General features: G+C 67.4%; 24 protein-coding genes. 9 read left to right on the top strand and 15 right to left on the bottom strand.

Features of this window, described 5'->3' with window-relative positions; all coding sequences use genetic code 11:
• Window positions 1–30: 30 nt before the first annotated feature.
• Window positions 31–924: a GNAT family N-acetyltransferase gene (locus P7D22_RS05090; RefSeq protein ID WP_319933128.1), complete on the bottom strand. Its 894-nt coding sequence runs from the start codon at window positions 922–924 to the stop codon at window positions 31–33.
• Between the two features lie 207 nt (window positions 925–1,131).
• Here P7D22_RS05090 and argE point away from each other — a divergent pair, with 207 nt between their 5' ends.
• The 5 genes from argE (at window position 1,132) to P7D22_RS05065 (ending at window position 7,823) form a co-directional block, all read left to right on the top strand.
• On the top strand, window positions 1,132–2,256 hold the full coding sequence (gene argE, locus P7D22_RS05085; RefSeq protein ID WP_319933127.1) for an acetylornithine deacetylase: 1,125 nt from the start codon (window positions 1,132–1,134) through the stop codon (window positions 2,254–2,256).
• A gap of 219 nt (window positions 2,257–2,475) precedes the next feature.
• A complete protein-coding gene (locus P7D22_RS05080) occupies window positions 2,476–4,089 on the top strand; it encodes an ABC transporter substrate-binding protein (RefSeq protein WP_319933126.1) in 1,614 nt (537 codons plus the stop codon).
• Window positions 4,090–4,384: 295 nt separating this feature from the next.
• Entirely contained in the window at window positions 4,385–5,323 is a 939-nt protein-coding gene (locus P7D22_RS05075; protein ID WP_319933167.1) for an ABC transporter permease, read from the top strand.
• The gene (locus tag P7D22_RS05070; RefSeq protein ID WP_319933125.1) at window positions 5,320–6,168 is read left to right on the top strand and encodes an ABC transporter permease; all 849 of its coding nucleotides are present in this window, start codon (window positions 5,320–5,322) and stop codon (window positions 6,166–6,168) included. Before P7D22_RS05075 ends, P7D22_RS05070 begins: the two co-directional genes overlap by 4 nt.
• A complete protein-coding gene (locus P7D22_RS05065) occupies window positions 6,168–7,823 on the top strand; it encodes an ABC transporter ATP-binding protein (protein WP_319933124.1) in 1,656 nt (551 codons plus the stop codon). The genes P7D22_RS05070 and P7D22_RS05065 overlap by 1 nt, the downstream gene beginning before the upstream one ends.
• A 21-nt stretch (window positions 7,824–7,844) precedes the next feature.
• On the opposite strand, the gene P7D22_RS05060 is transcribed toward P7D22_RS05065, so the two are convergent.
• Window positions 7,845–8,321 carry an Lrp/AsnC family transcriptional regulator gene (locus P7D22_RS05060; RefSeq protein ID WP_319933123.1) on the bottom strand — a complete coding sequence of 159 codons (477 nt, stop codon included), beginning with the start codon at window positions 8,319–8,321 and terminating at the stop codon, window positions 7,845–7,847.
• Window positions 8,322–8,816: 495 nt separating this feature from the next.
• Between P7D22_RS05060 and P7D22_RS05055 the strand changes: the two genes are divergently transcribed.
• The gene (locus P7D22_RS05055; protein ID WP_319933122.1) at window positions 8,817–10,142 is read left to right on the top strand and encodes an NAD(P)/FAD-dependent oxidoreductase; all 1,326 of its coding nucleotides are present in this window, start codon (window positions 8,817–8,819) and stop codon (window positions 10,140–10,142) included.
• A 49-nt stretch (window positions 10,143–10,191) separates the two neighbouring features.
• Here P7D22_RS05055 and P7D22_RS05050 read toward each other — a convergent pair whose 3' ends face one another.
• Window positions 10,192–11,469 carry an NAD(P)/FAD-dependent oxidoreductase gene (locus P7D22_RS05050; RefSeq protein WP_319933121.1) on the bottom strand — a complete coding sequence of 426 codons (1,278 nt, stop codon included), beginning with the start codon at window positions 11,467–11,469 and terminating at the stop codon, window positions 10,192–10,194.
• 14 nt (window positions 11,470–11,483) lie between these two features.
• Window positions 11,484–12,149: a haloacid dehalogenase type II gene (locus P7D22_RS05045; RefSeq protein ID WP_319933120.1), complete on the bottom strand. Its 666-nt coding sequence runs from the start codon at window positions 12,147–12,149 to the stop codon at window positions 11,484–11,486.
• 230 nt (window positions 12,150–12,379) lie between these two features.
• Between P7D22_RS05045 and P7D22_RS05040 the strand changes: the two genes are divergently transcribed.
• Together P7D22_RS05040 and P7D22_RS05035 are read left to right on the top strand one after the other, a co-directional pair.
• On the top strand, window positions 12,380–12,733 hold the full coding sequence (locus P7D22_RS05040) for a cupin domain-containing protein (RefSeq protein WP_319933119.1): 354 nt from the start codon (window positions 12,380–12,382) through the stop codon (window positions 12,731–12,733).
• An 8-nt stretch (window positions 12,734–12,741) separates the two neighbouring features.
• Entirely contained in the window at window positions 12,742–13,599 is an 858-nt protein-coding gene (locus P7D22_RS05035) for a GNAT family N-acetyltransferase (protein WP_319933118.1), read from the top strand.
• 7 nt (window positions 13,600–13,606) lie between these two features.
• Here P7D22_RS05035 and P7D22_RS05030 read toward each other — a convergent pair whose 3' ends face one another.
• Complete coding sequence (locus P7D22_RS05030; RefSeq protein ID WP_319933166.1) at window positions 13,607–14,692, bottom strand: tartrate dehydrogenase; 1,086 nt, start codon at window positions 14,690–14,692, stop codon at window positions 13,607–13,609.
• A gap of 14 nt (window positions 14,693–14,706) precedes the next feature.
• The gene (locus P7D22_RS05025; protein ID WP_319933117.1) at window positions 14,707–16,167 is read right to left on the bottom strand and encodes an NAD-dependent succinate-semialdehyde dehydrogenase; all 1,461 of its coding nucleotides are present in this window, start codon (window positions 16,165–16,167) and stop codon (window positions 14,707–14,709) included.
• A gap of 197 nt (window positions 16,168–16,364) precedes the next feature.
• Between P7D22_RS05025 and P7D22_RS05020 the strand changes: the two genes are divergently transcribed.
• Window positions 16,365–17,741 carry an aminotransferase class III-fold pyridoxal phosphate-dependent enzyme gene (locus P7D22_RS05020; RefSeq protein ID WP_319933116.1) on the top strand — a complete coding sequence of 459 codons (1,377 nt, stop codon included), beginning with the start codon at window positions 16,365–16,367 and terminating at the stop codon, window positions 17,739–17,741.
• A gap of 20 nt (window positions 17,742–17,761) precedes the next feature.
• On the opposite strand, the gene P7D22_RS05015 is transcribed toward P7D22_RS05020, so the two are convergent.
• The 9 genes from P7D22_RS05015 to P7D22_RS04975 all read right to left on the bottom strand — a co-directional run bounded on the left by P7D22_RS05015 (window position 17,762) and on the right by P7D22_RS04975 (window position 25,882).
• Window positions 17,762–18,190: a RidA family protein gene (locus tag P7D22_RS05015; RefSeq protein WP_442916028.1), complete on the bottom strand. Its 429-nt coding sequence runs from the start codon at window positions 18,188–18,190 to the stop codon at window positions 17,762–17,764.
• Window position 18,191: 1 nt separating this feature from the next.
• Window positions 18,192–19,361 (bottom strand): DSD1 family PLP-dependent enzyme, encoded by a 1,170-nt coding sequence (locus P7D22_RS05010; RefSeq protein WP_319933115.1) that lies wholly within the window; start codon window positions 19,359–19,361, stop codon window positions 18,192–18,194.
• 44 nt (window positions 19,362–19,405) lie between these two features.
• Complete coding sequence (locus P7D22_RS05005) at window positions 19,406–20,854, bottom strand: aldehyde dehydrogenase family protein (protein WP_319933114.1); 1,449 nt, start codon at window positions 20,852–20,854, stop codon at window positions 19,406–19,408.
• 32 nt (window positions 20,855–20,886) lie between these two features.
• Entirely contained in the window at window positions 20,887–21,726 is an 840-nt protein-coding gene (locus tag P7D22_RS05000; RefSeq protein WP_319933113.1) for a GNAT family N-acetyltransferase, read from the bottom strand.
• Between the two features lie 413 nt (window positions 21,727–22,139).
• Window positions 22,140–23,039 (bottom strand): PhnA-like protein, encoded by a 900-nt coding sequence (locus tag P7D22_RS04995; protein ID WP_319933112.1) that lies wholly within the window; start codon window positions 23,037–23,039, stop codon window positions 22,140–22,142.
• A 10-nt stretch (window positions 23,040–23,049) separates the two neighbouring features.
• Entirely contained in the window at window positions 23,050–23,394 is a 345-nt protein-coding gene (locus tag P7D22_RS04990; protein WP_319933111.1) for a CsbD family protein, read from the bottom strand.
• Window positions 23,395–23,463: 69 nt separating this feature from the next.
• Complete coding sequence (locus tag P7D22_RS04985; protein ID WP_319933110.1) at window positions 23,464–23,646, bottom strand: CsbD family protein; 183 nt, start codon at window positions 23,644–23,646, stop codon at window positions 23,464–23,466.
• Between the two features lie 108 nt (window positions 23,647–23,754).
• Window positions 23,755–25,224, bottom strand: a complete 1,470-nt coding sequence (locus P7D22_RS04980; RefSeq protein ID WP_319933109.1) for a helix-turn-helix transcriptional regulator — start codon at window positions 25,222–25,224, stop codon at window positions 23,755–23,757.
• A 289-nt stretch (window positions 25,225–25,513) separates the two neighbouring features.
• Entirely contained in the window at window positions 25,514–25,882 is a 369-nt protein-coding gene (locus P7D22_RS04975) for a response regulator (protein WP_319933108.1), read from the bottom strand.

Here is a 25,882-nt window from a genome sequence, read left to right as displayed (position 1 = left end):
GGCTGCCCGCCGCTCGGGCGCGCCGGGACGTCAGCCGGTCGCCTGCGTCGAAAGCCCGTAGATCATGGGGGCGTCGTCGCTGCGGGCGGGGCGGGTCCACGGACGACCCAGCGTCATGGCCATCACCGTGTCGAAAAGCTTGAGGCCCGAGGCCTCGAGGAACACCACAAAGGCGCCCGATGCGAGCCGGGTGTCCAGTCGGACAAAGGAGCCGGCCTTTTGGGCCAGAAACGGGGCCACGAGGGCGATCGCGTCCGCGTCGCAGGACGCCACGACCGGTCCGACGACGGTGCCACGGCCGAACGGGCGGCAGAACGCGAAGCCGACCAGAACCTCGTTGCGAAAATGACCAAGCACCTGCGACCGCTGCACCAGTTCGGCGATCAGCGCGCTCCGATCATAGCCGGCCGCCCGCCGATCCAAAACCAGGATCTGCGGCAGGTCGGCGGCATCGAGGGGGCGCATCCACCCGCCCTCCGTCGGCAGGTCCGACACGGATGCGCGCGCCTCACCTTGATGCTGGTAGACGGTTGTTTCCTTCTCGAACCCGAGTGTCCGGTAGAGCCGTATGGCTGCCCGGGTCGCGTTAAGGCCAAGATCGCGCTGCCCGAGACGCTTCAACGCATGGCCCATCAGCCAATGGCCGGCCCCATGCGTCTGCAGGCGAGGCGACGTCATCACCATGCCGATCGTCGCGAAGCTGTCGCCTTGCGGGAACCACATCACCGAGGCGGTGGCACGACCGATCTCGTCGAGGGCCGCGAGACCCTGGCCCACCGTGCGCAAGAAGGCCCAGTCCTCCGCACGATGCGGCCATCGCACGCTCATCGACAGCATGTGGAGCTTGTCGATGTCGACCGTTCCGATGTCGGCGAGCGACAGCGTGAACGACTCAATCTGCTTGGGCGCGTCGTCGACCATCATCCACTCTCGAGGCCTTTGGCCCGATCCCTCGCAAGTCCGGCACGACACGCCGAGACTTCGTTTGCCATCATCGACCTTGCCGCGAAACGCGCGCCAAAAGCACTGTTTCGCGCGCCCGATGCGGCAGTTTCGGTCAAAGTGCCGCAACTTTCGGCATTGCGGCGTCGCGGCCCGGTTTAGGTTTCAGCTTTGTTGAACGGTCAGCCCATGCAAGCCTCAGAAATCCTGGCACGCCTCGTTGGCTTCCCTTCGGTGGTGACGACGCCGAACGGCGAGATCGCCGGCTGGATCAGGTCGTTCGTCGAGCAGCATGGGGGGCGTGTCACGCTGATCCCGGGCCCGGAAGGCGACCGGGTGAACCTTTTCGCCAGTTTCGGTCCGGCGGACCGACCGGGCTACATCCTGTCCGGCCACATGGATGTGGTGCCCGCCAAGGAAGCCGACTGGCGATCCGATCCGTTCAGCCTTCGATCCGAGGGCGACAAGCTTTATGGACGCGGCACCAGCGACATGAAGGGCTTTCTGGCCGCCGTCCTGTCGTGTTTGCCCGAGATCGCCGCGCAGCCGCTGTCGGTGCCGATCCACCTCGCCTTCTCCTATGACGAGGAGATCGGCTGTCGCGGCGTCCGCCACATGCTGGCGCGCCTCCCCGACCTCGCCGGGCCGCAGCTCGGAGCCATCATCGGCGAGCCGAGCGGGATGCGCGCCGTTCGGTCCCACAAGGGCAAGGTCGCGGTGCGCGCGGCGGTGCGCGGGCGCACAGGACATTCGTCGCGACCGGACCTCGCCCTCAACGCGATCCACGGCATGGCCCATATCCTGGCCAGCGTCGTCGCGACCGAAGCCGCGCTGGCCGAGGGACCGTTCGACGCCGCTTTCGCCCCGCCCTATTCGACGCTGCAGGCGGGCATCCTGCAGGGGGGACAGGCGGTCAACATCATCCCCGACACCTGCAGGATCGAGTTCGAAGCGCGTGCCATCGCCGGGGTCGAACCCTTGGACCTGGTGCAGCCGGTCGCGACGGCCTTCGCCGAACTGCGCCAAAAGGGCTTCGAAACCGATTGGGACGTGGTGACGAGCTTTCCTGGCTTGGCCCTCGCGGAAAACGCGCCGCTGGCGGCGCTGCTCGAGGCGCTCACCGGCGAGGTGCCGCTGGCCGCCGTGAGTTACGGCACGGAGGCCGGGCTGTTCCAGCAGGCCGGCGTCGATGCGATCATCTGCGGCCCCGGCGACATCGCACGGGCCCACAAGGCCAACGAATATGTGACCCTCGGAGAGCTCGAAGGCTGTCGCGCCGTGATCCTGGCGCTCTTGCACCGGCTGCGGAGCTGAGCGGCCGACCGATGGCGCGGTGGCCTGCCAGGCCACTTATCCACCCCGGGCCCGGAAAATAGCGTGGGATTCGACTGAATCGAAACTTTGTGCCGCCCGGACTGGGAAAACAGGTGCATCCACAGCGCCCCGACTGGGATCATGAGCCGGCAGAGATGGGTCGGAACAACGCCGATCGACCCGCCGGTTACCAACCAGGTACGACACACGGGGACGACGATGACTCAAGCGCCAATACCGAACGGGACCATCTCCGACGATGCGGCGGTGGAGCAGGCCATCCGCAATGGCGCGTCGCGTCGCGACCTCCTGCGGCTGCTGATGGCCGGTGGGATCGCGGCATCCGCCGGCACCACGATCCTTGGGCGCGCCGGCTCGGCCCTGGCGGCCGAGCCGAAGTCGGGCGGCGCCTTGAAGGCGGCCGGCTATTCGTCAAGCAACGCCGATACCCTCGATCCCGCCAAATCGTCCGTGTCGACCGACTACGTCCGCATTTGCGCCTTCTACAATCGCCTGACCTTCCTCGACCAGGCGGGCGTCGCCCAGATGGAGCTGGCGGACAGCTTCGATACGACGGATGCCAAGGTCTGGACCATCAAGCTCAAGAAGGGCGTGACCTTCCACGACGGCAAGACGCTCAGCGCGGCCGACGTCATCTTCTCGCTGAAGCGGCACCTCGACCCGAGTGTCGGCTCGAAGCTCGCCAAGATCGCTAAGCAGATGGTCGGCTTCAAGGCCGTCGATCCCTTGACGGTCGAGATCACGCTCGAACAGGCCAACGCCGACCTTCCGACCATTTTGTCGATGCTGCAATTCATGATCGTGGCCGACGGCACGACGGATTTCTCGAAGGGCAACGGCACCGGCCCCTTTGTGCTGCAGGTCTTCGAGCCGGGCGTGCGTTCGATCGGCGTCAAGAACAAGTCCTACTTCAAGTCGGGCAAACCCTACGTCGATTCGTTCGAGTTCTTCGCCATCGCCGACGATACGGCGCGCACCAACGCCTTGTTGTCGGGCGACATCCATCTGGCGGCGGCGATCAACCCGCGTTCGATGCACCTCGTCGACCGTCAGCCAGGCTTCAAGACCCTGCAAAGCACGTCGGGCGGTTACACCGACCTCAACATCCGGCTCGACCTGTCGCCGGGTGACAAGCAGGGCTTCATCGAGGGCATGAAGTATCTGGTGAACCGGGAAGCGATCAAGAAGTCGGTTCTGCGCGACCTCGCCGTGATCGGCAACGATCAGCCGATCTCGCCCGCCAACCCTTATTACAATGCCGAACTGAAGCCGAAGGCTTTCGATCCCGACCGCGCCAAGCACCTGTTCGACAAGGCCGGCGTGCTTGGTCAGACGATCCCGATCGTCGCCGCGGAAGCCGCCGACGATTCGGTCGAGATGGCCACCGTCGTTCAACAGGCCGGTGCCGATATCGGCATGAAGTTCGACATCCAGCGCGTGCCGTCCGACGGGTATTGGGACAAGTATTGGCTCGTCGCGCCCGTCCATTTCGGCAACATCAACCCGCGGCCGACTGCCGACATCTTGTTCTCGCTGCTCTACGCTTCCGACGCGCCGTGGAACGAAAGCCGCTTCAAGTCGGAGAAGTTCGACTCGATGCTCCACGAAGCGCGCGGCCTGCTCGACCAGGCCAAGCGCAAGCAGATCTACGGCGACATGCAGGTGATGGTGTCCGAGCAGGCCGGCACCATCGTGCCCGCCTTCATCGCCAACGTCGACGGCTTCACGGACAAGATGAAGGGCCTCGAGGCGAATCCGCTCGGCGGCATGATGGGCTATGTGTTCGCCGAACACGTTTGGCTCGAAAGCTGAGCGCAGGCGCGGGGTTCGCGCCCATCGCGACGCGGCCGAAGCAGGGCCTGCAACGACAAAATGTGCCGTTTTCCGCTAGGCCTCGCGGCACGGCGGGCAAACGGCACAAGCCCTGCATAATATCGTGTGGCTGGACGGAGGGACGGGAATGAACGCCGCGACACCAGCCTCTCCGCCCGCCCAATCGCCAGAAGCCCGGTCACCGCCGCTGCGGCCCGGAGCGTGGCGGCGTTTTCCCGCTTTGCTGCATCGCGGGTTCAAACACCCGGGCGCCTCGGCGGGCGTCAAGGGGCGCATCTTGTTTCTCGCGCTCGACCGCATCCTGTTCTCGGTCGTGACGCTGTTGATCGTGTCGGTGGCGGTGTTCTTCGCCACCGCGATGCTGCCGGGCGACACGGCGACGATCCTGCTCGGTCAGGCCGCGACCCCGGAAGCCGTGGCCGGGCTGCGCAAGGCCATGCACCTCGACGACCCCGCCGCGTTTCGCTATCTGCACTGGTCGTTCGGACTGCTTCGGGGCGATTTCGGCCGCTCCTACGCGAACGACCTGCCCATCGCCCAGCTGGTCGGCGGACGGCTTGCCAACTCGCTGAAGCTCGCGGCCGTCACCACTGCGTTTTCGGTGCCGCTCGCCCTGCTGCTCGGCATCACCTCGGCCATGTTCCGCGGAACCGCTTACGACCGCAGCGTGACCTTTCTGACCATCGCGCTCATCTCGGTTCCCGAATTCATGGTCGCGACGGCGGCCGTTCTGGTCTTCTCGGTCTATCTGCACTGGCTTCCGGCCCTCGCCTTCGCCAACGAGATCACCACGGTGGGCCAGCTTCTGCGCGTCTTCGCGATGCCGGTCATCACGCTGACCTGCGTGGTGGCGGCGCAGATGATCCGCATGACACGCGCGGCCGTGATCTCGACCCTCGCCTCGCCCTATGCCGAAATGGCGCTACTCAAGGGCGCCTCCCGGCAGCGCATCGTGCTGCGCCATGCCTTGCCGAACGCGCTCGGGCCCATCGTCAATGCCATGGCCTTGTCCTTGTCCTACCTGCTCGGTGGCGTGATCATCGTCGAAACGATCTTCAACTATCCCGGCATCGCCAAACTCATGGTGGATGCGGTCGCGACCCGCGACCTGCCGCTGATCCAGACCTGCGCCATGATCTTCTGCGTCGGGTTTCTCATCCTGACGACGCTGGCCGACATCGTCGCGCTTGTGGCCAATCCGAGGCTCCGATGACAAGCATCGAACTCGCCGCCCCGCGGCGCATGCGGCGCTGGAGCTTCAACACCACGGGCAGTGTCGGCTTCGCGATTGTGCTGTTCTGGGCCGTCGTGGCGATCCTGGCCCCCGTGCTCATCCGCTACCCGGTCGGTCAGATCGTCGACACCGACTACTTCGGATCGGGAAGCAGCACCCTCTGGATGGGCAGCGACTATCTGGGCCGCGACGTGTTTTCCCGCATCGTCATGGGGGCGCGTTACACGGTCGGCATCTCGCTTGTCGCCGTGGTCTTCGCCTGCGGCTCGGGTGTGGTGCTGGGAATCGTGGCGGCCGTCGCCGGCGGCCGGCTCGATTCCGTACTGAGCCGCTTCCTCGACGCGATGAACTCGATTCCGAGCAAGCTCTTCGGCCTGATGATGGTGGCGGCGGTCGGCTCTTCCATCCCCTGGCTGATCACGACCCTCGCGGTCATCTACATGCCGGGGGCCTTCCGGTTCGCGCGCTCCCTCGCGGTCAACGTGAACGCCATGGATTTCGTCACCGTGGCGCGGATCCGGGGCGAGGGCGTGCTTTATCTGGTTCTGCGGGAAATCCTCCCGAACATCACCGGGCCGGTTCTGGCCGATACCGGCCTGCGGTTCGTGTTCATCGTTCTGTTGTTGTCCGGCCTGTCCTTCCTGGGCCTCGGCGTGCAGCCGCCCAACGCCGATTGGGGGGCGCTCGTGCACGAGAACCTGCAGGGGCTCGTCTTCGGGGCGCCGGCCGTGGTGTATCCCTGCCTCGCCATCGCCAGCCTTACGGTCAGCGTCAACCTGCTGATCGACAATCTGCCCCGCAAGATCCGCGACCGGAGCGCCTGATGGCCAATCTCGTCGAGATCCACGACCTTTCGATCGAGGCGAAGACCGACGCCGGTCGCACCTTGAGCATTCTGCGCGACGTCAGCATCACCATCGCCGAGGGCGAGATCGTCGCCCTGATCGGGGAAAGCGGCTCGGGCAAGACGACGGCCGCGCTGGCCCTGATGGGCTATACCCGCGAGGGCTGCCGCATCGTGGGCGGCAGCGTCAGCGTGGCCGGACGCGATATGGCGCGCCTGAGCGAACCCGAGCGCGCGAGGCTCCGGGGCGCCACGGTGGCCTATGTGCCGCAGAGCGCCGCGGCGGCCTTCAACCCGTCCAGCACCATCATGGATCAGGTGATCGAAGTCACCCGCATCCATGGCTCGATGCCACCGGATGCGGCGCGGAAGAAGGCCGTCGAGCTTTTCCGGGCCCTGTCCCTGCCGCAGCCGGACACCATCGGCCAGCGCTACCCCCACCAGGTCTCCGGTGGGCAATTGCAGCGCCTTGCCGCCGCCATGGCGCTGATCGGCGATCCGAAGCTCGTGATCTTCGACGAGCCCACCACGGCGCTCGACGTCACTACCCAAATCGAGGTGCTGCGCGCCTTCAAGCGCGTCATGCGACAAGGCGGCATCGCCGGCGTTTACGTGTCGCACGACCTCGCGGTCGTGGCGCAGATCGCCGACCGCATCGTGGTCCTCAAGGGCGGCGCGGTGCAGGAAGTCGGGTCGACCGAGCGGATCCTGTCAGCCCCGGCCCACCCCTACACGAAGGAGCTGCTGGCCGCCTTCGAACCCGCACCGCGGGCGGCTTCGAGCCCGAGCGGCAAACCCGAGGTGCTGCTCGAAGTGGCCGGCCTGATGGCTGGTTACGGACCGATCCAGGCCGACGGGCTGCCCTTCATGCGTGCTGTCAAGGACGTCAGCCTCAATGTCGTGAAAGGGCGCAACCTCGGCATCATCGGCGAGTCGGGATGTGGAAAGTCGACGCTGGCGCGGGCCATCGCCGGCATCCTGCCCCCCGTCGGCGGCCATATCATCTTCAACGGCCGGGAACTGGCGCGGCAGGCCAAGGAACGCACCCGCGACCAGCTTCGCGAGCTTCAGATCGTCTTTCAATCCGCCGATGCGGCGCTCAACCCAACCATGTCGATCGGCGACATCCTGGCGCGTCCGCTTTCCTTCTACCATCACCTCAAGGGAAGCGCGCGCCAGGCCCGGGTCGACCAGCTTCTCGACATGGTGCGGCTGCCGCGTGCGGTGCGCTATCGCCGGGCCGGCGAATTGTCGGGCGGGCAGAAGCAACGGGTCAATTTCGCCCGCGCGCTGGCCGCGGAGCCTCGGTTGATCTTGTGCGACGAGGTCACATCGGCACTCGACACGGTTGTGGGTGCCGCCATCCTCGACCTGATGAAGGAGCTGCAACGCGAGTTCGGGCTGTCCTACGTCTTCATCAGCCACGATCTTTCGGTGGTGGAATCGATCTGCGACGAGATCGTGGTGATGCTCAAGGGCGAGAAGGTCGACCATCTGGCGACCGCCGACCTGATGGGAGACGCGCGCCACCCTTATTCGCGGCTGCTTTTCGCTTCCGTCCCGAAGCTCAGCCCGACCTGGCTCGACACCCTGCAGATCGACCCCGAACTCTTGGCCGCCGGCGCCCACGGGTGACGGCAGCCCCGAGCCCGGGCGTCAAAGCGGGAACAAGCTCGTCAAGGGCACGTGGGTGCGGACGATCGGCGATTTCAGGATCACAAAGGAAAAATACTTGTCGATGCCGATGTCGAGATCGATCAGGCGTTCCATGATGCCCTGGTATTCGCTGATCCCGGCCGTCACGAATTTCAGCAGATAATCGTAGCCGCCCGACACGAGGTGGCATTCGATCAACTGGTCGATCTTCTCGACCGTGCTGATGAAGCGGGCGAAGTCGACCTGCCGATGGTTGCGGAGCGTGATTTCGGTGAAGACCATCAGCGTCTGGCCGAGCTTGCCGACGTTGATCAGGGCCGAATAACCGTCGATGAAGCCTTCGCTCTGCAGTTTCTTGACCCGGATCAGGCAGGGGCTGGGCGACAGATTGACCACCTGGGCCAGTTCCACGTTGGTGATGCGGCCGTTCTTCTGCAGTTCGTGCAGGATCTTGATGTCGATCCGATCCAGCTTCATTGCAGTCTCCGGCACAAGCACCACCATCCGCTGGGGAGTAAAGTCCGGCCGGAGCGATGCCGCAAGGGCGAGGCGCCGATTTCAACCGCTGGCAGCATATCGTGCTGCCGACCTGCGTCGGCCGGGGCGGGGGCATCTCGCCGCCGTCGCGGGCGGATTGGGGCGCGCGAGGCTGTGCCTTCCCCGATCTTCCCGGCTCGGCCGAACCCCGCCGTAGCATTGCATGCCGTCATTCCCGGCGGAAAGGCACGATCGTCTCGAAACACAGGCCGAGCCGGTACGCGCAAGGGCCTCGGCGGGTCCATTCTGATGGGGCCGTCACGTCTTGACGCGCCAGGCCGCGCAGGGTCCGCGTAGCCCGACGCTTCGAGACGCCGCGGCGCCCTGGGATGCTCGGCCTTTCGCAACGCTCCGACGTTCGTCTCGGGAGGGCAGGTCGGGATCGCCCGATCGTCGTGGTGCGTCGACAACACTGACCTCTACCGGAGCAAACACATGCCCGCCCCGTTGCACATCGTGGAGTTCGGCCACGCCATCCCGAAACGCGCCGACACCGTGGTGATCGGCGGCGGGATCGTCGGAACCGCGACGGCCTATTGGCTGGCGCGAGCCGGGCAGCAGGTGGTCCTGCTCGAGAAGGGCCGCGTCGGCGCCGAACAATCGAGCCGCAACTGGGGCTGGGTTCGGCAACAAAACCGCGATGCGCGCGAACTGCCGCTCGCAACCCACAGCCTGCGCCTGTGGGAAGAGATGACCCGCGACATCGGCCAGGACCTCGGCTTCCGCAAGAGCGGGCTGCTGTACCTGTCGGACGACCCCGCTGAAATCGCGACCTGGGCCAAGTGGGTCCGTTTCGCGCAAGGCGAAGGGCTCGACACGCGCATGCTTTCGGCGGCCGAGACGGTGGACCGGGCCGTGTCCACGGGCCGCGCCTGGGCGGGCGGCGTGTGGGCCCCCACCGACGGCATCGCCGATCCAAGCCGCGCGGCGCCGCTGATCGCGGTCGGCATCGCCAAGCATGGGGGCCAGGTGGTGCAGAACTGCGCCGCGCGCGCCCTGGAGGTCGAAGCGGGCCGGGTCACGGGCGTCATCACCGAGCATGGCACGATCAAGGCCCAGCAGGTGGTGCTGGCGGGTGGCGCCTGGGCAGGATCCTTCCTGCACCAGATCGGGCTTCCCTTCCCGCAGGCGACGATCCGCTCCTCCGTGATCGCCCTGGCGCCCGGGGCCGAAGAGCTGCCGCCCGCCCTGCACACCAAGGGCATCACCATCACGCGGCGCGGCGACGGAGGGCATACGCTGGCGATTTCGGGCCTCGGCCTCGTCGATCCCACGCCGGCCATGCTGGCCCATGCCCGCCACTTCATTCCCATGTTCGCGCGGCGCTGGCGGCTGGTGAAGCCCGGTGGGACCGAGGGTTGGCGGTCCGGCTTCGCGACGCGACGCCTTTGGCGGGCCGACCGGCCCACGCCCATGGAACGGATGCGTATCCTCGATCCCCGGCCGTCGCCCCGCGCCGTCGCCGAAACGCTGCGACGGGCCCAGGCGCTGCTGCCCGCCCTGCGGGCGCTTCCGGTGCGGTCCACCTGGGCCGGCATGATCGACATGACGCCCGACGGCGTTCCGGTCATCGACGGCGGACTGCCCTTGTCGGGGCTCGTCGTTGCGGCCGGCTTCTCAGGGCACGGCTTCGGCATCGGGCCGGGCGCCGGGCACCTCGTGGCCGATATCGTGCTCGGGCGTCAGCCCATCACAAAGGTCGAGCAATATCGCTTGTCCCGCTTCGGCCAGGCGGCCTGGGGCAAGGTGTCGGAGTTCTGAACCGCCGCCGCCGCCGCCCCACGATGGGGGATCGGCGACGGCGCCCGTGTCAGGACACCATATCCTTGAGCTTGTAGTACATGCCGACCACCGGCATGAACCATGGCTTGCCCGAATAAAGCGGGAAGGCGTCCCAGCGCATGCCGTGCATCGGATTCGCATCCGGCCTGCCAAGCACCATTTCGGCCAGCACGTTGCCCATGTGGGTCGCCATCTGGGCGCCGTGGCCGGAATAGCCCATGGCGTGCCAGACGCCGTCTTCCTGGCCGGCGCGGGGAAACCGGTCCCGCGTCATGCCGACGAGGCCGCCCCAACAATGATCGATCTCGACATTGGCAAGCTCGGGAAAGGTCCGGGCCAAGGCTTGGCGCAGAATGTGACCCGATTTCGCGTCCGAGCGCTGGTCCGACACGGTCGAGAAGCGGGCCCGGCCGCCCCAGATCAGCCGCTTGTCAGGGGACAGGCGGAAGAAATTGCCGACGTTCATGGTGGTGACGCAGGTCCGGTCGCCCGGCATGACGCGCGCGACCTCGTCGGGGGTGAGCGGCCGCGTGGCCAGGATGAAGGCCCCCACGGACACGATGCGCCGGCGGTAATAATCGAACGGCCCCGACGTATAGGCGTCGGTGGCCGCGATCATGTCGGTGGCCGTGATCTCGCCCCGCGGGGTGGTCAGGCGCCAGCGTCCGCCCTCCCGCCGTCGCGCCGTCACCGGGGCGTTCTCCCATAGGGTCGCACCATGGCGATGGGCCGCATAGGCCAGCCCCGCCACATAGCGGCCCATGTGCATCATGGCGCTTTTGCGCGACAGCATGGCGCCGTGGAACCGGTCCGACCCGACCTCGGACGCGAGGTCGGCACGCTCCAGAAACGCGGTGTCGGGATCGACCTCGCGGTGGATCGCCTCGAAGTTGCTGCGCAACCCCTCGACGTGCGACGGCTTTGAAGCGAGCTTCAGCTTGCCGCCGCGCCGGAACGCGCAATCGATCTGTTCTTCCTGGACCACCTGCTCGACGGCATCCACGGCGGAATCGAGCGCCCAATAAAGCCTCTTGGCTTGTTCCTCGCCGAGCATCGCCTTGGCGGACAGATAGCTATGCGCCAGCCCGTTGTTGACGTGGCCGCCGTTGCGGCCGGACGCGCCGTAGCCGACCTCGCGCGCCTCGAACAGCGCCACCTTGACGCCCGCCCGCGCCAGCGCGCGAGCGGCCGCGAGGCCGGTGAAGCCGCCACCCACCACCGCCACGTCGAAGTTGCCCTCGACAGGACCCTTGCAGCCATGCGCGAAGGGCGTTGCGGTGTCTTTCCAGTAGGACGTGAATTCCATGATCCGTGCTGCCCCTAAAGGCCCACCACGCCGGGCAGGAACGAGATGTCCTTGATTTCGGTATAGCCGTAATAAGGGTTCGGCGGTTCGTGGCCGCGGTTCACCCAGACCTTGTTCTTGATGCCGAGGTCGTAGGCCGACATCAGGTCGTAGCGGAACGACGACGAACAATGCAGGATGTCCTCGGGCCCGCAGCCCAGCATGTCCAGCATGTATTCGAAGGCCTGCAGGCGCGGCTTATAGGCATTCGCCTGTTGGGCCGTGAACACATGCGCGAAGGGCGCGCCGAGCTTGGCGACGTTGTGCGGGATCTGCGCCGTCATGGCGTTCGACAAGATCACCAGCGGGATCTCCTTGGCCACCGTGGCGAGGCCGGCCGGCACGTCCGGGTGCGGACCCCAGCTCGGGATCGCGTCGGAGATCGCCTGCGCATGTGCGTCCGCGAAGGCGACGCCGGAGCGCTTGCAGGCGCTCTTCAGCGCATAATGGATCACCTCCGAATAGGGCTTCCAGTCGCCCAGGATGCCGTTGAACCGGTAGGCCGCGAAATCCTTGATCAGTTGCGCCAGCACGTCCGGGGAGACGTCGGCGCCGTAGAGCTCCGTCGTCTTCTCGGCCATCTCGAAGCGGGTGAGCGTGCCATAACAATCGAAGGTGATGTATTTGGGTCGAAATGGCATCGCGAGGGCTCCGTCGACGGTCCGGGGCAGTCCCCGGCTCACGGGACATCATCGTGTCCAGGATCGGCCAACAGTGGCTGCCGCCTTTGGGGCCGCCATCGCATTTTATCGCGCGTCTGGACAAGGGAACGGCAGACCCTGCGGGACCGCCGGCCTTATTCCTGCTGCCGGGTGCACCGGTCTCCCCCTCTTCGAGAGGCTCGCCTGATCAACGAAAGCGGACGCTTCCCATGACCCTTCTGGTTTCCCTGGACACCGCACCCTCATTCGCGCCCCGCGAGGCGGTCGCGGCGCCCGATCGCCTGATCGAGGGCGCCCCGGCCTTCAAGACCTGGGATCTCGACACGGCGCGCTCGGGCCAGGTCCGCACCGGAATCTGGGAAGGAACGCCCGGCACCACGCGGTCGATCAAAGGCGAAACCTTCGAATATTGCCACCTCCTCGAAGGGGTGATCGAGATCACGGAAGACGGCGGCCCCACCCAGCGGTTCCAGGCGGGCGACGACTTCGTCCTGAAGCCCGGCTTCGTCGGCACCTGGAAAACGATCGAAACCGTCAAGAAGATCTTCGTCATCGTGACGTGAGGCGCGCCATGTCCGGATCCCGCTCCCTGTCGCAAGCGCCCGCCGTGAATGCCGTGGACGACCCCATCGCGCTGGTGCCGTTTGCGGAGGCTCACCTTCCCGGGGCGGTCCGCTTGTCCCAGGCGGCCGGCTGGCCGCACCGTGTCGAGGACTGGGCCTTCACGGCGGCCTTGTCGCATGGCGTCGTCGCCCTCGCGGGCGAGGCCGTGGTCGGCACCGGGTTCTGCTCCGATTTCGGCACGCAGGCGGCGATCAACATGATCATCGTCGATGAACGTTTGCGGGGGCGCGGCCTTGGGCGACGCATCATGCAGGCCGTCATCGACCGCGCGGCGGGACGGCCGATGTTGCTGTCGGCCACGGAAGAAGGCCGGCCGCTTTACGAAAAGCTCGGCTTCGTGGCGACCGGCACGATCGCGCAGATGCAGGGTGTGGTCGCCCGTATCCCGGCCACGCACCCCATCACCTGGCGGGAGGCCACGGAGGCCGACCTCGATCGGCTCGTCGCCTGGGACCAGGACGCCTTCGGCGCGGCGCGACCAATGCTTTACGCCAATCTGCTGGCAGCAGGATCGATCTTCCTGGCGGACGACGGCTTTGCGGCCGTACGCGACTTCGGTCGGGGCCGCCTGGCGGGGCCGGTGGTGGCCCGCGACGCCGACACGGCCCGCGCCCTTATCGCGGCCTGTGCCGAGCCCGGACGCTTCCTGCGCGTCGATACGATGCCGGACACCGGCCTCATGCCATTCCTGACCGAAGCCGGGCTCGCCCATGTGGGCGGCGTCACCACGATGCGGTGCGGGTCGCCCCGCGGTCCCGCCCGCACCCACCACACCTTCGCGCTGGCGTCCCAGGCGATCGGCTGACCGACGGTTAAGTCCGGCGGTCGGCCGCGGCGCCCAGGGCCGCCGTAACGGCGGCGGCCACGGCCGCGGTGCTGGCCGTGCCACCCTGGTCGGGCGTCATCACCGTGCTCCGGGCCGTCACCGCTTCGACCGCGGCCATAACGGCGTCGGCAGCCGCCGTCTCGCCCAGATGGGCGAGCATCAAGGCGCCGGACCATATGGTCGCGAGCGGGTTTGCCCGGCCCTGGCCGGCGATGTCGGGTGCCGAACCATGCACCGGCTCGAACATCGACGGCACCCCGCCTTCCGGGTTGAGGTTCGCCGAAGCCGCAAAGCCGAGACCACCCTGGATCGCCGCGCCGATATCCGTGAGGATGTCGCCGAACAGGTTGGAAGCCACGACGACGTCGAGGCTCGCGGGATCGGTGATGAAGCGGGCCGCGATGGCATCGACGTGGTAGCGCGTCACCTCCACGTCAGGATAGTCGGCCGCGACGGCCTCGGTCACCTCGTCCCAGAACACCATGGAGTGCTTCTGGGCATTCGACTTGGTCACCGAGGCGAGCCGCCCGCCGCGCCCGCGCGCCTGCAGAAAGGCATAGCGAAGGATGCGCTCGATGCCGCGTCGCGTGAAGACCGACGTTTCGACCGCGACCTCGGCCGCCGTCCCCTGATGCACGCGCCCGCCCGCGCCACTATATTCGCCCTCCGTGTTTTCACGGATGCAGAGGATGTCGAAGGCTTCCGCCCGCAACGGCCCCCGCACCCCGGCGAGAAGACGGTGCGGACGGGCGTTGACGTAAAGATCGAAGGCCTTGCGGATCGGCAGCAACAGGCCGTGCAGCGACACCGAATCCGGCACGCGCTGCGGCCAGCCGACGGCGCCGAGATAGATGGCCGAAAAAGCGCGCAATTGCGCAATGCCGTCTTCGGGCATCATGCGGCCGTGCCGGAGATAATGCTCGCAGGACCAGGGGAAGGTTTCGCCCGTGAGGACGAAGCCGAAGCGGTTCGCCGCCGCCTGCAGCACCGACCAGCCCGCCTCGATCACCTCGCCGCCGATGCCGTCGCCCGGGATGAGCGCGATGCGGTGATGCTTCGGAGCCGGAGCCATGGGGAGGGCGGCGCTCACTGGAGGCCGCCGATGTGGAACGCCTTGGCCTCGAGGTATTCCTCGATGCCGAGGCTCGACCCCTCGCGGCCGATGCCCGACTGCTTGATGCCGCCGAAGGGCGCCATCTCGAGCGACACGGAGCCGGTGTTGAGCCCCACCATGCCGGCTTCGAGGCGCTCGGCCACGCGCCACGACCGCCGGAGGTCGGCGGTGTAGAAATAGGCCGCGAGGCCGAACGGCGTGGCATTGGCGAGATCGAGCGCTTCCGCTTCGCTGCGGAAGCGGAACACGGGGGCCAAGGGACCGAAGGTTTCTTCGTGCGCGAGCTGCATCTCGGGCGTGGCGCCCGTCAGCACCGCCGGAGCCACGAAGGAGCCGCCGCGGTCGGTGCCCCCCGGGGTCTGCAGCCGGCCACCCTTGGTCTGGGCATCGGCCAGATGCGCCATGACCTTGGCGCGGGCCGCCGCGTTGATGAGCGGCCCCATGGTCACGCCGGCGTCGCGGCCGTCGCCGAGGCGGAAGCCCGCGGCCGCGGACGCGAGTGCCGCGACGAAACGGTCGTGGATGCCGTCCTGAACCAGGATGCGGTTGGCGCAGACGCAGGTCTGGCCGGCGTTGCGGAACTTCGACGCCACGGCGCCCGCGACCGCGAGGTCGAGATCGGCGTCGTCGAAAACGATGAAGGGCGCGTTGCCGCCGAGTTCGAGGCTGACCCGCTTCACGGTGGCGGCGCATTGCGCCATCAACAGCCGACCGACCGCGGTCGAGCCGGTGAACGACAGTTTGCGGACGCGGATGTCGGAGGTCAGCACGCCGCCGACCGTGCCGGGCGCGCCGGTGACCACGTTGACGACCCCAGGCGGAATGCCGACGCGCTCGGCCAGAACCGCGAGCGCCAGGGCCGAGAAGGGTGTCAGCTCGGACGGCTTGATCACCACCGTGCAGCCGGCCGCCAGGGCGGGCGCCGCCTTCCGGGTGATCATGGCGATCGGAAAATTCCAGGGCGTGATGGCGGCCGACACCCCCACGGGCTCCTTGAGAACCAGGATGCGGCGATCGCTGGTCGGCGCCGGCACGCTCGCCCCCCCGATGCGGCGCGCTTCTTCAGCGAACCAGCGGATGAAGCCCGCGCCGTAAAGGACCTCGCCGCGCGCCTCGGCGAGCGGTTTTCCCTGTTCGAGCGTCAGGATCAGCGCGAGGTCGTCGGCGGCCGCCAGCACGGCGTCGTACCAGGCCATGAGACGATCGGCGCGCACGGGGGCCGGTGTGGCGCGCCAGTCCTGCCAGGCGGCCGCGGCGGCCGCGACGGCGTCGCGGGTGTCATCGGCGCCGAGGTCCGGAACGGTGCCGAGGCGCTCGCCCGTGGCGGGGTTGGTGACATCGATCGTGCCGCCCGCGGCGGCCCCCACCCAGGCACCGCCGATCAAGGCGCTTGTCCGAAACAGCGAAGGGTCACGGAGAAGGGAAAGGGTCATGCGGGTCTCGCGCTTTCTCACCTGTCACGGTCGTGCGGAACAGGTCGTCCGCCAGCATCCTAGGCCTGCGACGGCATGGAAAGCTGCCGCTTGGCCGGGCCGTTCAACAGGAGCTGCGGCCCCGATGGGCGGCAACCGCAGCATCTTCGGCGCTTGTCCCGCATCATGGCGGCATCTCGAACCCAGCGAATACCCCCATGTTGGCCAACAACCTCGCCGAACTCGATCGCGCCCACCTGATCCATCCCGTGATGTCGTGGCGCGACCACGAACGGCGCGGCGCCCACGTGCTGAGCTCGGGCAAGGGGGCCTACCTGACCGACGCGTCGGGACGCACCCTGCTCGACGGCTTTTCCGGCCTGTGGTGCGTCAACGTCGGCTACGGGCAGGACAGCGTGGTTCGGGCCGCGACGGAACAGATGCTCCGTCTGCCCTATGCGACCGGCTATTTCGGCTATGCGTCCGAGCCGGCGATCCGGCTCGCGTCGCGGTTGGCCGACTTGGCGCCCGGCGATCTCAACCACGTGTTCTTCACGCTCGGCGGTTCGGACGCGATCGACAGCGTGGTGCGCTTCATCCGCTTCTACATGCACGCCAAGGGCACGCCCGAGCGTCGCAACGTCATCTCCCTGGCCAGGGGCTATCACGGCTCGTCCTCGACCGGAGCGGGCATCACGGCTTTGCCGGCCTTTCACCGCGACTCCGACCTGCCGCTCCCGTGGCAACATTACATCGCCAACCCCTACCCCTACCGCAACCCCGTCGGCTCGGACCCTGAAACCATCATCGCAGCGTCGCTGGCCGAGCTGCGGGCCAAGGTCGAGGCCCTCGGGGCCGATACGGTGGCGGCTTTCTTCTGCGAGCCCATCACGGGGTCGGGCGGCATCATCGTGCCGCCGCGGGGCTGGCTGCCCGCCATGCGCGACGCCTGCCGGGACCTCGGCATCCTGTTCATCGCCGACGAAGTGATCACCGGCTTCGGCCGCACGGGGCCGCTGTTCGCCTGCGCCGACGAGGCGATCGTGCCCGACATGATGACGGTCGCCAAAGGCCTCACCTCCGGCTATGTGCCGATGGGGGCGGTGCTGATGTCGGAAGATGTCTACACCACGATCCGCGACGGCAGCCCCGAAGGGGCCACGATCGGGCACGGGCTCACCTATTCGGCTCACCCGGTCAGCGCGGCCGTAGGGCTCGCGGTGCTCGACCTTTACGAAAACGGCCTGCTCGCGCAGGGCCAGCGCGTCGGCGCCTATCTGGCAGACCGCCTGGGCGCCTTCGCGGCGCATCCGCTCGTCGGCGAGGTGCGCGGGCGGGGCATGCTGCAGGGGCTCGAGCTCGTCACCGACAAGGCCCGCAAGACCAAGCCCCCGCGCGAACTCGGCATCGCCGGCAAGCTGGCCGCCCATGGCCTCGAGAACCGGCTCATCTTCCGCGCCTTTGCGGATGACATGATCGGCTTTGCGCCCCCGCTCTGCTGCACGGAAGCGGACATCGATCTTCTGGTGGACCGGCTCGGCGCGACGCTCGATGCCGTGCTGGACGATCCGGCCGTGCGGGCCGCCCTGCGCTGAACGGTGCCGCCGGCCTCGCGTTACGCGGGGCCGGGACGCTCGGTCGGCGCCGCCCGATCCGGCACCATCGCGACGGCATCGACTTCCACCAGGAAGCCGAAATGCAGTTCCGGCACCGGCACCACCGAGCGGGCCGGGCGAAGGGGACCCATCAGGCGCGCATAAACGGCGTTGAAGCGGGGCCAGTTGGCGATCCCGACGATATAGGCCGTGACCTTGACGAGATGCTCGGGGCCACCGCCGGCCGCCGCAAGCACGGCCAGCATATTGGAGATCGCCAGCGCGGCCTGGGTATCGAAATCGGCGTCCGGGTCCTTGCTGCCGTCCGGGCGCACGGGCAATTGGCCCGACACATACACATGCGGCCCGGCCGCAACGCCCTGGGCATAGTGGCCGCCGGGGGGCGATACCCTGTCGGTCACGATGGGTGTGGGGGTCAACGTCGTCACCTCACCATCCTCCAAAGCGGGGCCACGTCGCTTCCAGGGTGGGCGAAGCGCCGCGCACCACGTGATAAGCGCCGTGCTGGGCTCCCGTCGCGCAGGCATGATTGGGCAGGATGCGGACGCGATCGCCGATCGCCAGCGCCGGCAGAGCGCCGTCGGCGCCCGGCCGCAAGGCCACGATGCCATGCTCCTGGTTGGCCCCTACCATGATGAGGTCCGCATAAGGCTGACCCGCGAGGTCGCAAACGACCCCATAACCCTGGTTGACGGCCTGCTTGGCCGTGCCGCGATCCTGGGACATCGCCATCCACCCCGCGTCAACCAGGATCCAGCCCTTGTCGTACTGGTGGCCGATCACGGTCGCCAGAACCGACAGCGCAATATCGCTCACCGTGCAAACGCCGATGCCGGTCATCACAAGATCGAAGAACACGAAGACGCCGGCCCGCACTTCCGTGACCCCGGTCAGGTCCTCGGCCGCGAAAGCGGTCGGGGTCGACCCGACGCTGACCACCGGACAGGCCAGTCCCGCGTTCCGCAGCACCGTGGCGGCGTCCACGGCGGCACGCCGCTCCCCTTCGGCGCAGATCCGAAGTGCGTCCATGCCGCGCGCCGCATAGCTTTCACCCGCATGGGTGAGCACGCCCCGAAGCTCCGCGCCATTCGCGAGCGTCCGCCCGATGGCGACAAGCCGGTCCGCGTCGCCGGGCAACACGCCCGAGCGGTGTCCATCGCAATCGATCTCGATATAGGCCGGCACGGGGGCGCCCGCCTGACGGGACGCCACCACGAGGGCTTCGGCCTGCGCCACCGTGTCGAGCACCACCGCGATATCGACGCCGCGGGCCCGCAGCGCCAGCACGCGCGGGAGCTTGTCGGGCGCGATACCGACCGCATAGGTGATGTCCCGCACGCCGGCGGCGGCGAATTGCTCGGCTTCCTGCAGCGTCGACACGGTGGCCGGGCCGCTCGGCGTCACCATGACGCGCCGCCCTGCCTCGACCGATTTGGCGGTCTTCAGATGCGGCCGCAGGGTCACGCCGAGGCGATCGAGCCGGGCGCGCAAACGCGATACGTTCGCCTCCAGCCGGGCGACATCGAGCACCAGGCAGGGGGTGTCGAGATCACCAAGCGTCGTGGGTGGGGCGGGGGCCAGCGTCGCCGTTTCGGCCATGGTCGCAAACTCCGAATGGTGGTGGATGGCTTTGGGCGGAACGCCTAGCTGTGCGCCTCGTCGGGCGCATAACCGAGCACGGACTTGGTTTCCAGGAACTCTTCGAGGCCGTGAACACCGTATTCGCGCCCGTTGCCGGACCGCTTGTAACCCCCGAAGGCGGCCCTGCCGTCCCAGGCGGGATAGTTGATGTGCACTTGCCCGGCCCGAAGCCCCATGGCGAACCGCCGAGCGCGCCCGAGATCGCCCGACTGCACCTGAGAGCCGAGCCCGTAGACCGTGTCGTTGGCGATCCGCAACGCTTCCGCCTCGTCGCGGTACGGCATGATCGACAACACCGGGCCGAAGATCTCCTCGCGGGCGATGCGCATGGCGGGCGTCACGGCGGAAAACACGGTCGGCTGTACGAAATAGCCGCGGTTGAGATGCGCGGGTCGGCCGAGGCCGCCGCAAACGAGCTTGGCACCCTCGGCGCGTCCCGCCTCGATCATGGCCTGCACCCGGGCATGCTGGGCCGCATTGGCGATCGGCCCCATGGTGGTTTCGGCGGCACGGGGATCGCCGACCCGCAGACCCGCCACGGCCTGGCGGGCCAGCTCCTCGACCTCGGCGAGGCGGTCGGCCGGCACGATCATGCGGGTCGGCGCGCTGCACGACTGGCCGACGTTGCGGAAGGCGGACAACACGCCCTTGCCGACGCCGGTCGCGAAATCCGCGTCGTCGAGAAACACGTTGGGCGACTTGCCGCCGAGTTCCTGCACCACGCGCTTGACGGTCGGGGCCGCCGCCTGGGCCACCAGCACGCCGGCCCGCGTCGAGCCCGTGATGGAGATCATGTCCACATCCGGATGGCTCGACAGGGCGGCGCCCACCACCGCGCCCGTGCCGCCGACGAGATTGAACACGCCGGGCGGAACGCCGGCGTCATGCACGGCCGCGGCAAATAACAGCGCGCTGAGCGGCGACAACTCGCTCGGCTTCAACACAACCGTGCAGCCGGCCGCGAGCGCCGGCGCGAGCTTGGCGGTGATCTGATAGAGCGGCCAGTTCCAGGGCGTGATCAGGGCGCAAACGCCGATCGGCTCCTTCACGGTCGCGGTGGCGCCGTTCAGCGTCAGGAATTCGTAGCGCTCGATCACCTCCGCGAGGATGCGAAGATGTTCGAGCGCGAAGGGCAATTGCGCCGTTTCGGCGAAACTGCGCGCGACCCCCATCTCGGCCATCATGGCGTCGATGAACAGCGCGGATTGTTGCTGGACACGGTCGCGGATGCCGCGAAGCATCGCGGCCCGTTCCGCCACCGTGGTGGCCGCAAAGGCGGGAAACGCCTTTCGAGCCGCCGCGACCGCCGCGTCGACATCCTCGGTCGGGGCCAGCGCCACGTGGCCGATCACTTCCTCGGTCGCCGGGTTGACGACCGGGTGACGCTCGCCGCCGGTGACGGGCCGCCAGGCACCGTCGATGTAAACGTCATCCGCGTGGGCGATGGACATGGTCGTGCCTTGCGAAACGGGGTGACAAGGGGTCAGCCAAGCGCCTGGCTGGCCATGGTAAGGACGCGGACGGCACCGCTCGCGGCCGACGGACCGCGTGTCATCTGGGCGCAGCGGTCGATGTTGCGGAGGCCGTTGGCTTCGAGGAAGTCGACAAAGGCGCCGTCGCGGTTCGGCGTGTCCATGCGCCCGAAGCCGCCATCGAGCGCCCGCACATGCGGGCTCGCGAGCGCGATCGCCTGTGCGTCGTCGGCACATACGATCGGCCCGACGACCTGCCCGCGCCCAAAGGCTCGGCGGGTCGAATAGCCCAGAAGCCGGCCCGCCTGTTCGGACACAAAGGTCGTTCCGGCCGTTCGCAGCAGGCCGATGAGGCGAGACCTGTCGGCCCCGGTCGCCTGGGCATCGAGCGCCAGGATGGCGGGCCAGTCTTCGTCGCGCGCCGGCCGCACCGCCGGGTCGTCGACCAGGCGCGCCGCGTGAATGGTGCCCTGATGCTGCGTGATGGCGCCCGTGACGCGGAACCCGAGCCGTTCATAGAGCCCGCGCCCGGCCTCGGTGGCGGTCAGCCGCAGGCTTCGGGGTCCGGCCGCATCGAGCAGCGCCGCCATCAGCTTGCGGCCGACGCCGAAACCTTGTCGGCCCGGTTCGACGATCACCATCCCGAGATGGCCGAAGGCAGGGCCATAGGGCCACCACATGGCCGTGCCGAAGACGACACCATCGGCATCTGTCGCCACGACGCCATGGCCGGCGGCGAGGAACAGGTGCCAATCCTCGACCCGGTGGGCCCAGCCGACCGCCGTCGACAGGGCATGCGCCCGTCCGATGTCCTCCGGACCCATGGAGCGGAGCTGGATGGTCTCGGTCACGGGGTCCTCCGGCGGCCAGGCTGCCCGAAGCAAAGGCCTTGCGGCGGACGCGATGGCTTGAAGCACGGTTGTCTCATCGTGGCCCACCCTATCGGCCACCGAGGGAGATTGGTGCCGAGTCGCGCTGCTGTGCAGCGTGATCCGCCGTGCCGCACCCAGGCCCGAAGCACAAAATGCTGCGCTCGAAACGCCATCTCACCGACGCCGCGTGGCCATCAGCCCAGCCTTGGGCCTGAACCGACGCTCCGATCACCCGCAGGACGGCTCACCAACGAAAGACGCCCGCGGCAAAAGCCACGGGCGTCTCGGAGATCAAGGGTCTGAAAGCCAATCAGGACCATCGGGCGGGCGTGCGACGACGCGACGTCCCGCCGCCCGATCTCCCCGATGGCCCCTTGGCTTTATCGGAGGTTTCACACCCGGCGGGGTAGCCTGACCGTACCGAAGCGGCCACCGATCACCGAAGCGATGGCGCCCAGCACCAAGGACAACACGATCATCAGGGAGGCCTGCGACGTCGTCTTGGCCGCGGCATCGGCAACCTCGGTGGCCTTGACCTTGGCCTGGGCTACGGCCTGTGCGTATTGCTGCTGATAGGTTTGCACCTGCGACTTGGCCTGATCGACGGAAATGTTCTCCGCCTTGGCTAAGGCATTGGCGGCCCGATCGAGCGCCTGCTGTTGTTGCGACGGATCGCCGGTCACCGCCGCCTTGATGGCCTGGGTTGCGGCATCGCGGAGCTGGGCTGGATCCTGACCGCCACTGGCCGACCGGATCTGCGACTCGATGCCGGACAGCGGGTCGTTCATGCCGGGCAGCGACGGGGCGGCAGCCTGGGCCACCGTCTGGACGGCGCCACCCAAGGCATGCCCGGCCCCACCCAGCGTGCTCGTGACGGCGCTGAAGGCTCCGCCGACGATACCACCCACAGCGGACGACAACAGGAACACGATCACCATGGTGGTCACGCCCCAACTGACGAGGCCATGGTAGCCGGCCGTCGATGTCACGGGTTTGCCGCTCAGGCGGCCGGCGACGAAGCCGCCGAGCGCCGCGGCGACGATGCCCGAGAGCACCCACCAGATTGCCGCACCGAACGACAGGCCGGAAGCCGAAGGTGTGCCGGTCGACGCCGGGTCCACCGTGGCAAGGCCGATCCCCAAGCCGAGGATCGACAGAATGAGCTGAACAACGAGAGCCATCACGACGCCGGCGAAAATGGCGCCCCAGGACACGCTGTGTCCAGGCGCCACCCCGACGACGGCTCGGTCATGGGCGGAGGGCTCGGTGGCGATGCCGGTGATCGAGGTCATCGTTCGCCCCTCAGCCGCGTGTCGACATGACGACGACGCCCAGCACAAAGCCGATCGCGCCCGCCACCATCACACCCGTCAAGGGATGCTGAGACAGCTGCTTCTCGATCGAACGGGAGCCGCCGCGCACAGAACGGGATCCCTGGCGATAAGCCTGCTCGGCATAGTCGGTGACCGCGTCGGACGCGTCCCGCACGCCATCGACCGCCTGGCCGTAGAGGTTCTGTGCCGTACCGACCGCTTCGTTCACCAGGCCTTCGGCATGGGTCTGGTTGCTGCCGGTGACGCGACCGGCCAGGCCCTGCATTTTGCCGCCAATGTCACGGGCCGCGCCCGCAATACGATCAGTGTTCATGGTGGGAACTCAAACTCGAAAAGGGATGAAGGGCTGCGGACACCCGCGCCCTGAGATCGGGCGGGGTGCTTACTTCTTGAACGCGTCGCGGACCGTGTCCTTGGTCTCGCCGACGGCACTCTCGGCCTTGCCGGCCAGCTTGTCGGCCGCACCTTCGGCTTGAAGCTTCGTGTTGCCCGTCACCTTGCCGACGGTCTCCTTGACGGCGCCCTTGGCCTGATCCAACGCGCCCTCGATGCGGTTCTTGTCCATTCTCGTCTCCCATCGTTGCGTCGCCACATGGGACGCCCGGATGAGAAAATAGGCATCGAACCCGCCATCTCAATAGTGCGGATCGGCTAGTGAGATAGTGCGGCCGGTTTAGTCGGACTTCGATTGTGATCGGAATGGAAATCCGTGCTCGCGTCCCCAGATCACGAGTTCGCTGCGTCGGTGGACCTCGGTCTTGCGATACAGCGCCGCGGTGTGGTTGCGGACGGTGTTGACCGACATGGTCAGCCGCTTGGCAATCGCGGCATCGCTGGCGCCGTCGCACATCAGCCCGAGCACCTCGCGCTCGCGAGCCGTCAGGGCGAGAAGCGCATCGGGGTCGGTTCTGTTTGGCTGGCGCAGCGCGGCAAGGCGCTGGATCACCCCGCGGCTGAACCATGAGGTGTCGGCCATCACCGCGTCGATGGCGCCCATCAGTTCGCGCTCCGTATGCTTGCGGGCCGAAATGTCGAGGAGGGTCGCCAGCACGCAAGGCTCGGTGTTGATCGTCATGGTTTCAGCCGCCACCATGCAGTCGAGGTGCGCCCCGTCCTTGGTGACGAGGCAAGCCTCCAGGGCGTGAACATGACCGTTGGCCTGCAAGGCCGCGTGGAAGCCAGCTCGCGCCTCGGCGGCGGCCCACATATTCAGCTCGAGGACGGTCCGGCCCCGCACATCCTCGTTCGTGAACCCGAAAGTTTGGGTGAAGACATCGTTGATGGCCACGTAAGCGAGGTCCTTGAGCCGAACAAGAACGGTCGGCACGGGCGACAAGCGGAAAGCCTTTTCGAACCGCTCCTCGCTCTGCTGGAGTGCGGTCTCGGCCTTTCGACGTAGCTCGAGGTCGGCGAAGGTGAACAGCATGCATGGCTCGTCATCCATGTCGATCGGCTGGCCGGCCACGATGACGAAGCGGTTGCCGCCGTCGGGCAGCGGCAAATGTGCTTCCATCTGCGGAATGGTGCGCCCTTCGCTCAGCCGTTCCACGGCCAGCGTGCGGCGCTCCGCGCCGGCGAACAGGTCGACCTCGTAGGTGCTGCGACCCAGCAGGTGATGCCGGTCGTAGCCCGTCATGTCGAGGAAACCCTGGTTGACCTTGATGAACCGGAGGTCGGACAGCCGGCAGATGATCGCCGGAGCGGGATTGGCCGCGAAGGTGCGCTCGAAGCGTTCTTCCGCCGCGAACCGTTCCGTGGCGTCGGTGACGACGAGAACCAGGAAGTCAGGCTTTCCCTTGCGATCGTTCAGCACCAGGCTGCGGATGCGATGCACCCATTTGACCTCCGGGTCGCGGGCGGGCGTGACCTCCACCACCACGTCGTCGAAGGCTTCCCCCGCGATCACCCGCTCAATCGGATAGCGTTGCTCGTCGAGGCTCCCGTTGTTGCGGTAGCGCAGCACGAAATTGGCGCGATAGGCCGCAACGGTCCGGCCAAGACCATCCAGGTCCTCGACCCCGTGCATGGCAAGCGCGGCATCGTTGGCCCAGCTGACCGACTCGTCCGGCTCGACGATCACCACGCCCTCGGTCAGGCCGGCGATGATCAAACGCAGTTGAGAACGGTCGACAGCCACGGTCATGATCGGTCCTTGTCACGCCGACAAGTCGCAGACCGACGTTCGGGTTCACCGCCAGGCAGCCAGGGTGCGGACCGCAATCCTCAACCGTCCGGCCAAATCCCCCCGAGAGCCCGTGTCATGCTGTTGATACTTACGATGGAGCGGGCGCGCTTTTGCTTTCTGCATGAGAAACGGGCCGACACGCTGCCGCACGAACTCGGACCTAGCTTGCGAACCATCTCCGCAACCCGAAGCGTGCATCCGCACCAGTTCATGACAGACCCAAGGCCCGAACGGCCGGCTCGTCGGTCTATCCGCTGATCACGCCCAGAACACGATGCAGCGCCGCTATGATGTTGCCAGCCTCATAGGGCTTTGCGACCCATTCGCTGTCGTGCCATTCCGGGGGTTCTGACAAGCGGTTCTGACCTGAGGCGAACACGAACGGGATGCCGCGTTCTCGCAGCTTCTGCGCAAACCTATAGCTCACGCCATCTCGAACGCGGACATTCAGAACGGCGCCGTCGATTTCAACCAAGGGCACGATTTCAACCTGGGCCATGGCAGAGCAGGGACCAATAACCACCGCGCCCTCTGCGTCGAGAACGCGTTCCAACTCTTCGGCAAGAAAGTACTCATCCTCTAACACAAGGATGCGACGACCCCAGAGTGATTGCAT

It is taken from the genome of Lichenihabitans sp. Uapishka_5, assembly GCF_033947565.1.
GTDB lineage: Bacteria > Pseudomonadota > Alphaproteobacteria > Rhizobiales > Beijerinckiaceae > Lichenihabitans.
Note: the sequence above shows the minus strand (reverse complement) of the source record. Positions and strands in the feature narration are given on the sequence as shown.

What these genes read in the sequence shown, in the direction of transcription:
- P7D22_RS05090 (WP_319933128.1), bottom strand. Translation starts at nt 924, where the DNA reads ATGATGGTCGACGACGCGCCCAAGCAGATTGAGTCGTTCACGCTGTCG.
- P7D22_RS04995 (WP_319933112.1), bottom strand. Translation starts at nt 23,039, where the DNA reads ATGACCTCGATCACCGGCATCGCCACCGAGCCCTCCGCCCATGACCGA.
- P7D22_RS05010 (WP_319933115.1), bottom strand. Translation starts at nt 19,361, where the DNA reads ATGGCCGAAACGGCGACGCTGGCCCCCGCCCCACCCACGACGCTTGGT.
- P7D22_RS05035 (WP_319933118.1), top strand. Translation starts at nt 12,742, where the DNA reads ATGTCCGGATCCCGCTCCCTGTCGCAAGCGCCCGCCGTGAATGCCGTG.
- P7D22_RS04985 (WP_319933110.1), bottom strand. Translation starts at nt 23,646, where the DNA reads ATGGACAAGAACCGCATCGAGGGCGCGTTGGATCAGGCCAAGGGCGCC.
- P7D22_RS05065 (WP_319933124.1), top strand. Translation starts at nt 6,168, where the DNA reads ATGGCCAATCTCGTCGAGATCCACGACCTTTCGATCGAGGCGAAGACC.
- P7D22_RS05060 (WP_319933123.1), bottom strand. Translation starts at nt 8,321, where the DNA reads ATGAAGCTGGATCGGATCGACATCAAGATCCTGCACGAACTGCAGAAG.
- P7D22_RS05020 (WP_319933116.1), top strand. Translation starts at nt 16,365, where the DNA reads ATGTTGGCCAACAACCTCGCCGAACTCGATCGCGCCCACCTGATCCAT.
- P7D22_RS05045 (WP_319933120.1), bottom strand. Translation starts at nt 12,149, where the DNA reads ATGCCATTTCGACCCAAATACATCACCTTCGATTGTTATGGCACGCTC.
- P7D22_RS05070 (WP_319933125.1), top strand. Translation starts at nt 5,320, where the DNA reads ATGACAAGCATCGAACTCGCCGCCCCGCGGCGCATGCGGCGCTGGAGC.
- P7D22_RS04990 (WP_319933111.1), bottom strand. Translation starts at nt 23,394, where the DNA reads ATGAACACTGATCGTATTGCGGGCGCGGCCCGTGACATTGGCGGCAAA.
- P7D22_RS04980 (WP_319933109.1), bottom strand. Translation starts at nt 25,224, where the DNA reads ATGACCGTGGCTGTCGACCGTTCTCAACTGCGTTTGATCATCGCCGGC.
- argE (WP_319933127.1), top strand. Translation starts at nt 1,132, where the DNA reads ATGCAAGCCTCAGAAATCCTGGCACGCCTCGTTGGCTTCCCTTCGGTG.
- P7D22_RS05055 (WP_319933122.1), top strand. Translation starts at nt 8,817, where the DNA reads ATGCCCGCCCCGTTGCACATCGTGGAGTTCGGCCACGCCATCCCGAAA.
- P7D22_RS05005 (WP_319933114.1), bottom strand. Translation starts at nt 20,854, where the DNA reads ATGTCCATCGCCCACGCGGATGACGTTTACATCGACGGTGCCTGGCGG.
- P7D22_RS05080 (WP_319933126.1), top strand. Translation starts at nt 2,476, where the DNA reads ATGACTCAAGCGCCAATACCGAACGGGACCATCTCCGACGATGCGGCG.
- P7D22_RS05040 (WP_319933119.1), top strand. Translation starts at nt 12,380, where the DNA reads ATGACCCTTCTGGTTTCCCTGGACACCGCACCCTCATTCGCGCCCCGC.
- P7D22_RS04975 (WP_319933108.1), bottom strand. Translation starts at nt 25,882, where the DNA reads ATGCAATCACTCTGGGGTCGTCGCATCCTTGTGTTAGAGGATGAGTAC.
- P7D22_RS05050 (WP_319933121.1), bottom strand. Translation starts at nt 11,469, where the DNA reads ATGGAATTCACGTCCTACTGGAAAGACACCGCAACGCCCTTCGCGCAT.
- P7D22_RS05025 (WP_319933117.1), bottom strand. Translation starts at nt 16,167, where the DNA reads ATGACCCTTTCCCTTCTCCGTGACCCTTCGCTGTTTCGGACAAGCGCC.
- P7D22_RS05030 (WP_319933166.1), bottom strand. Translation starts at nt 14,692, where the DNA reads ATGGCTCCGGCTCCGAAGCATCACCGCATCGCGCTCATCCCGGGCGAC.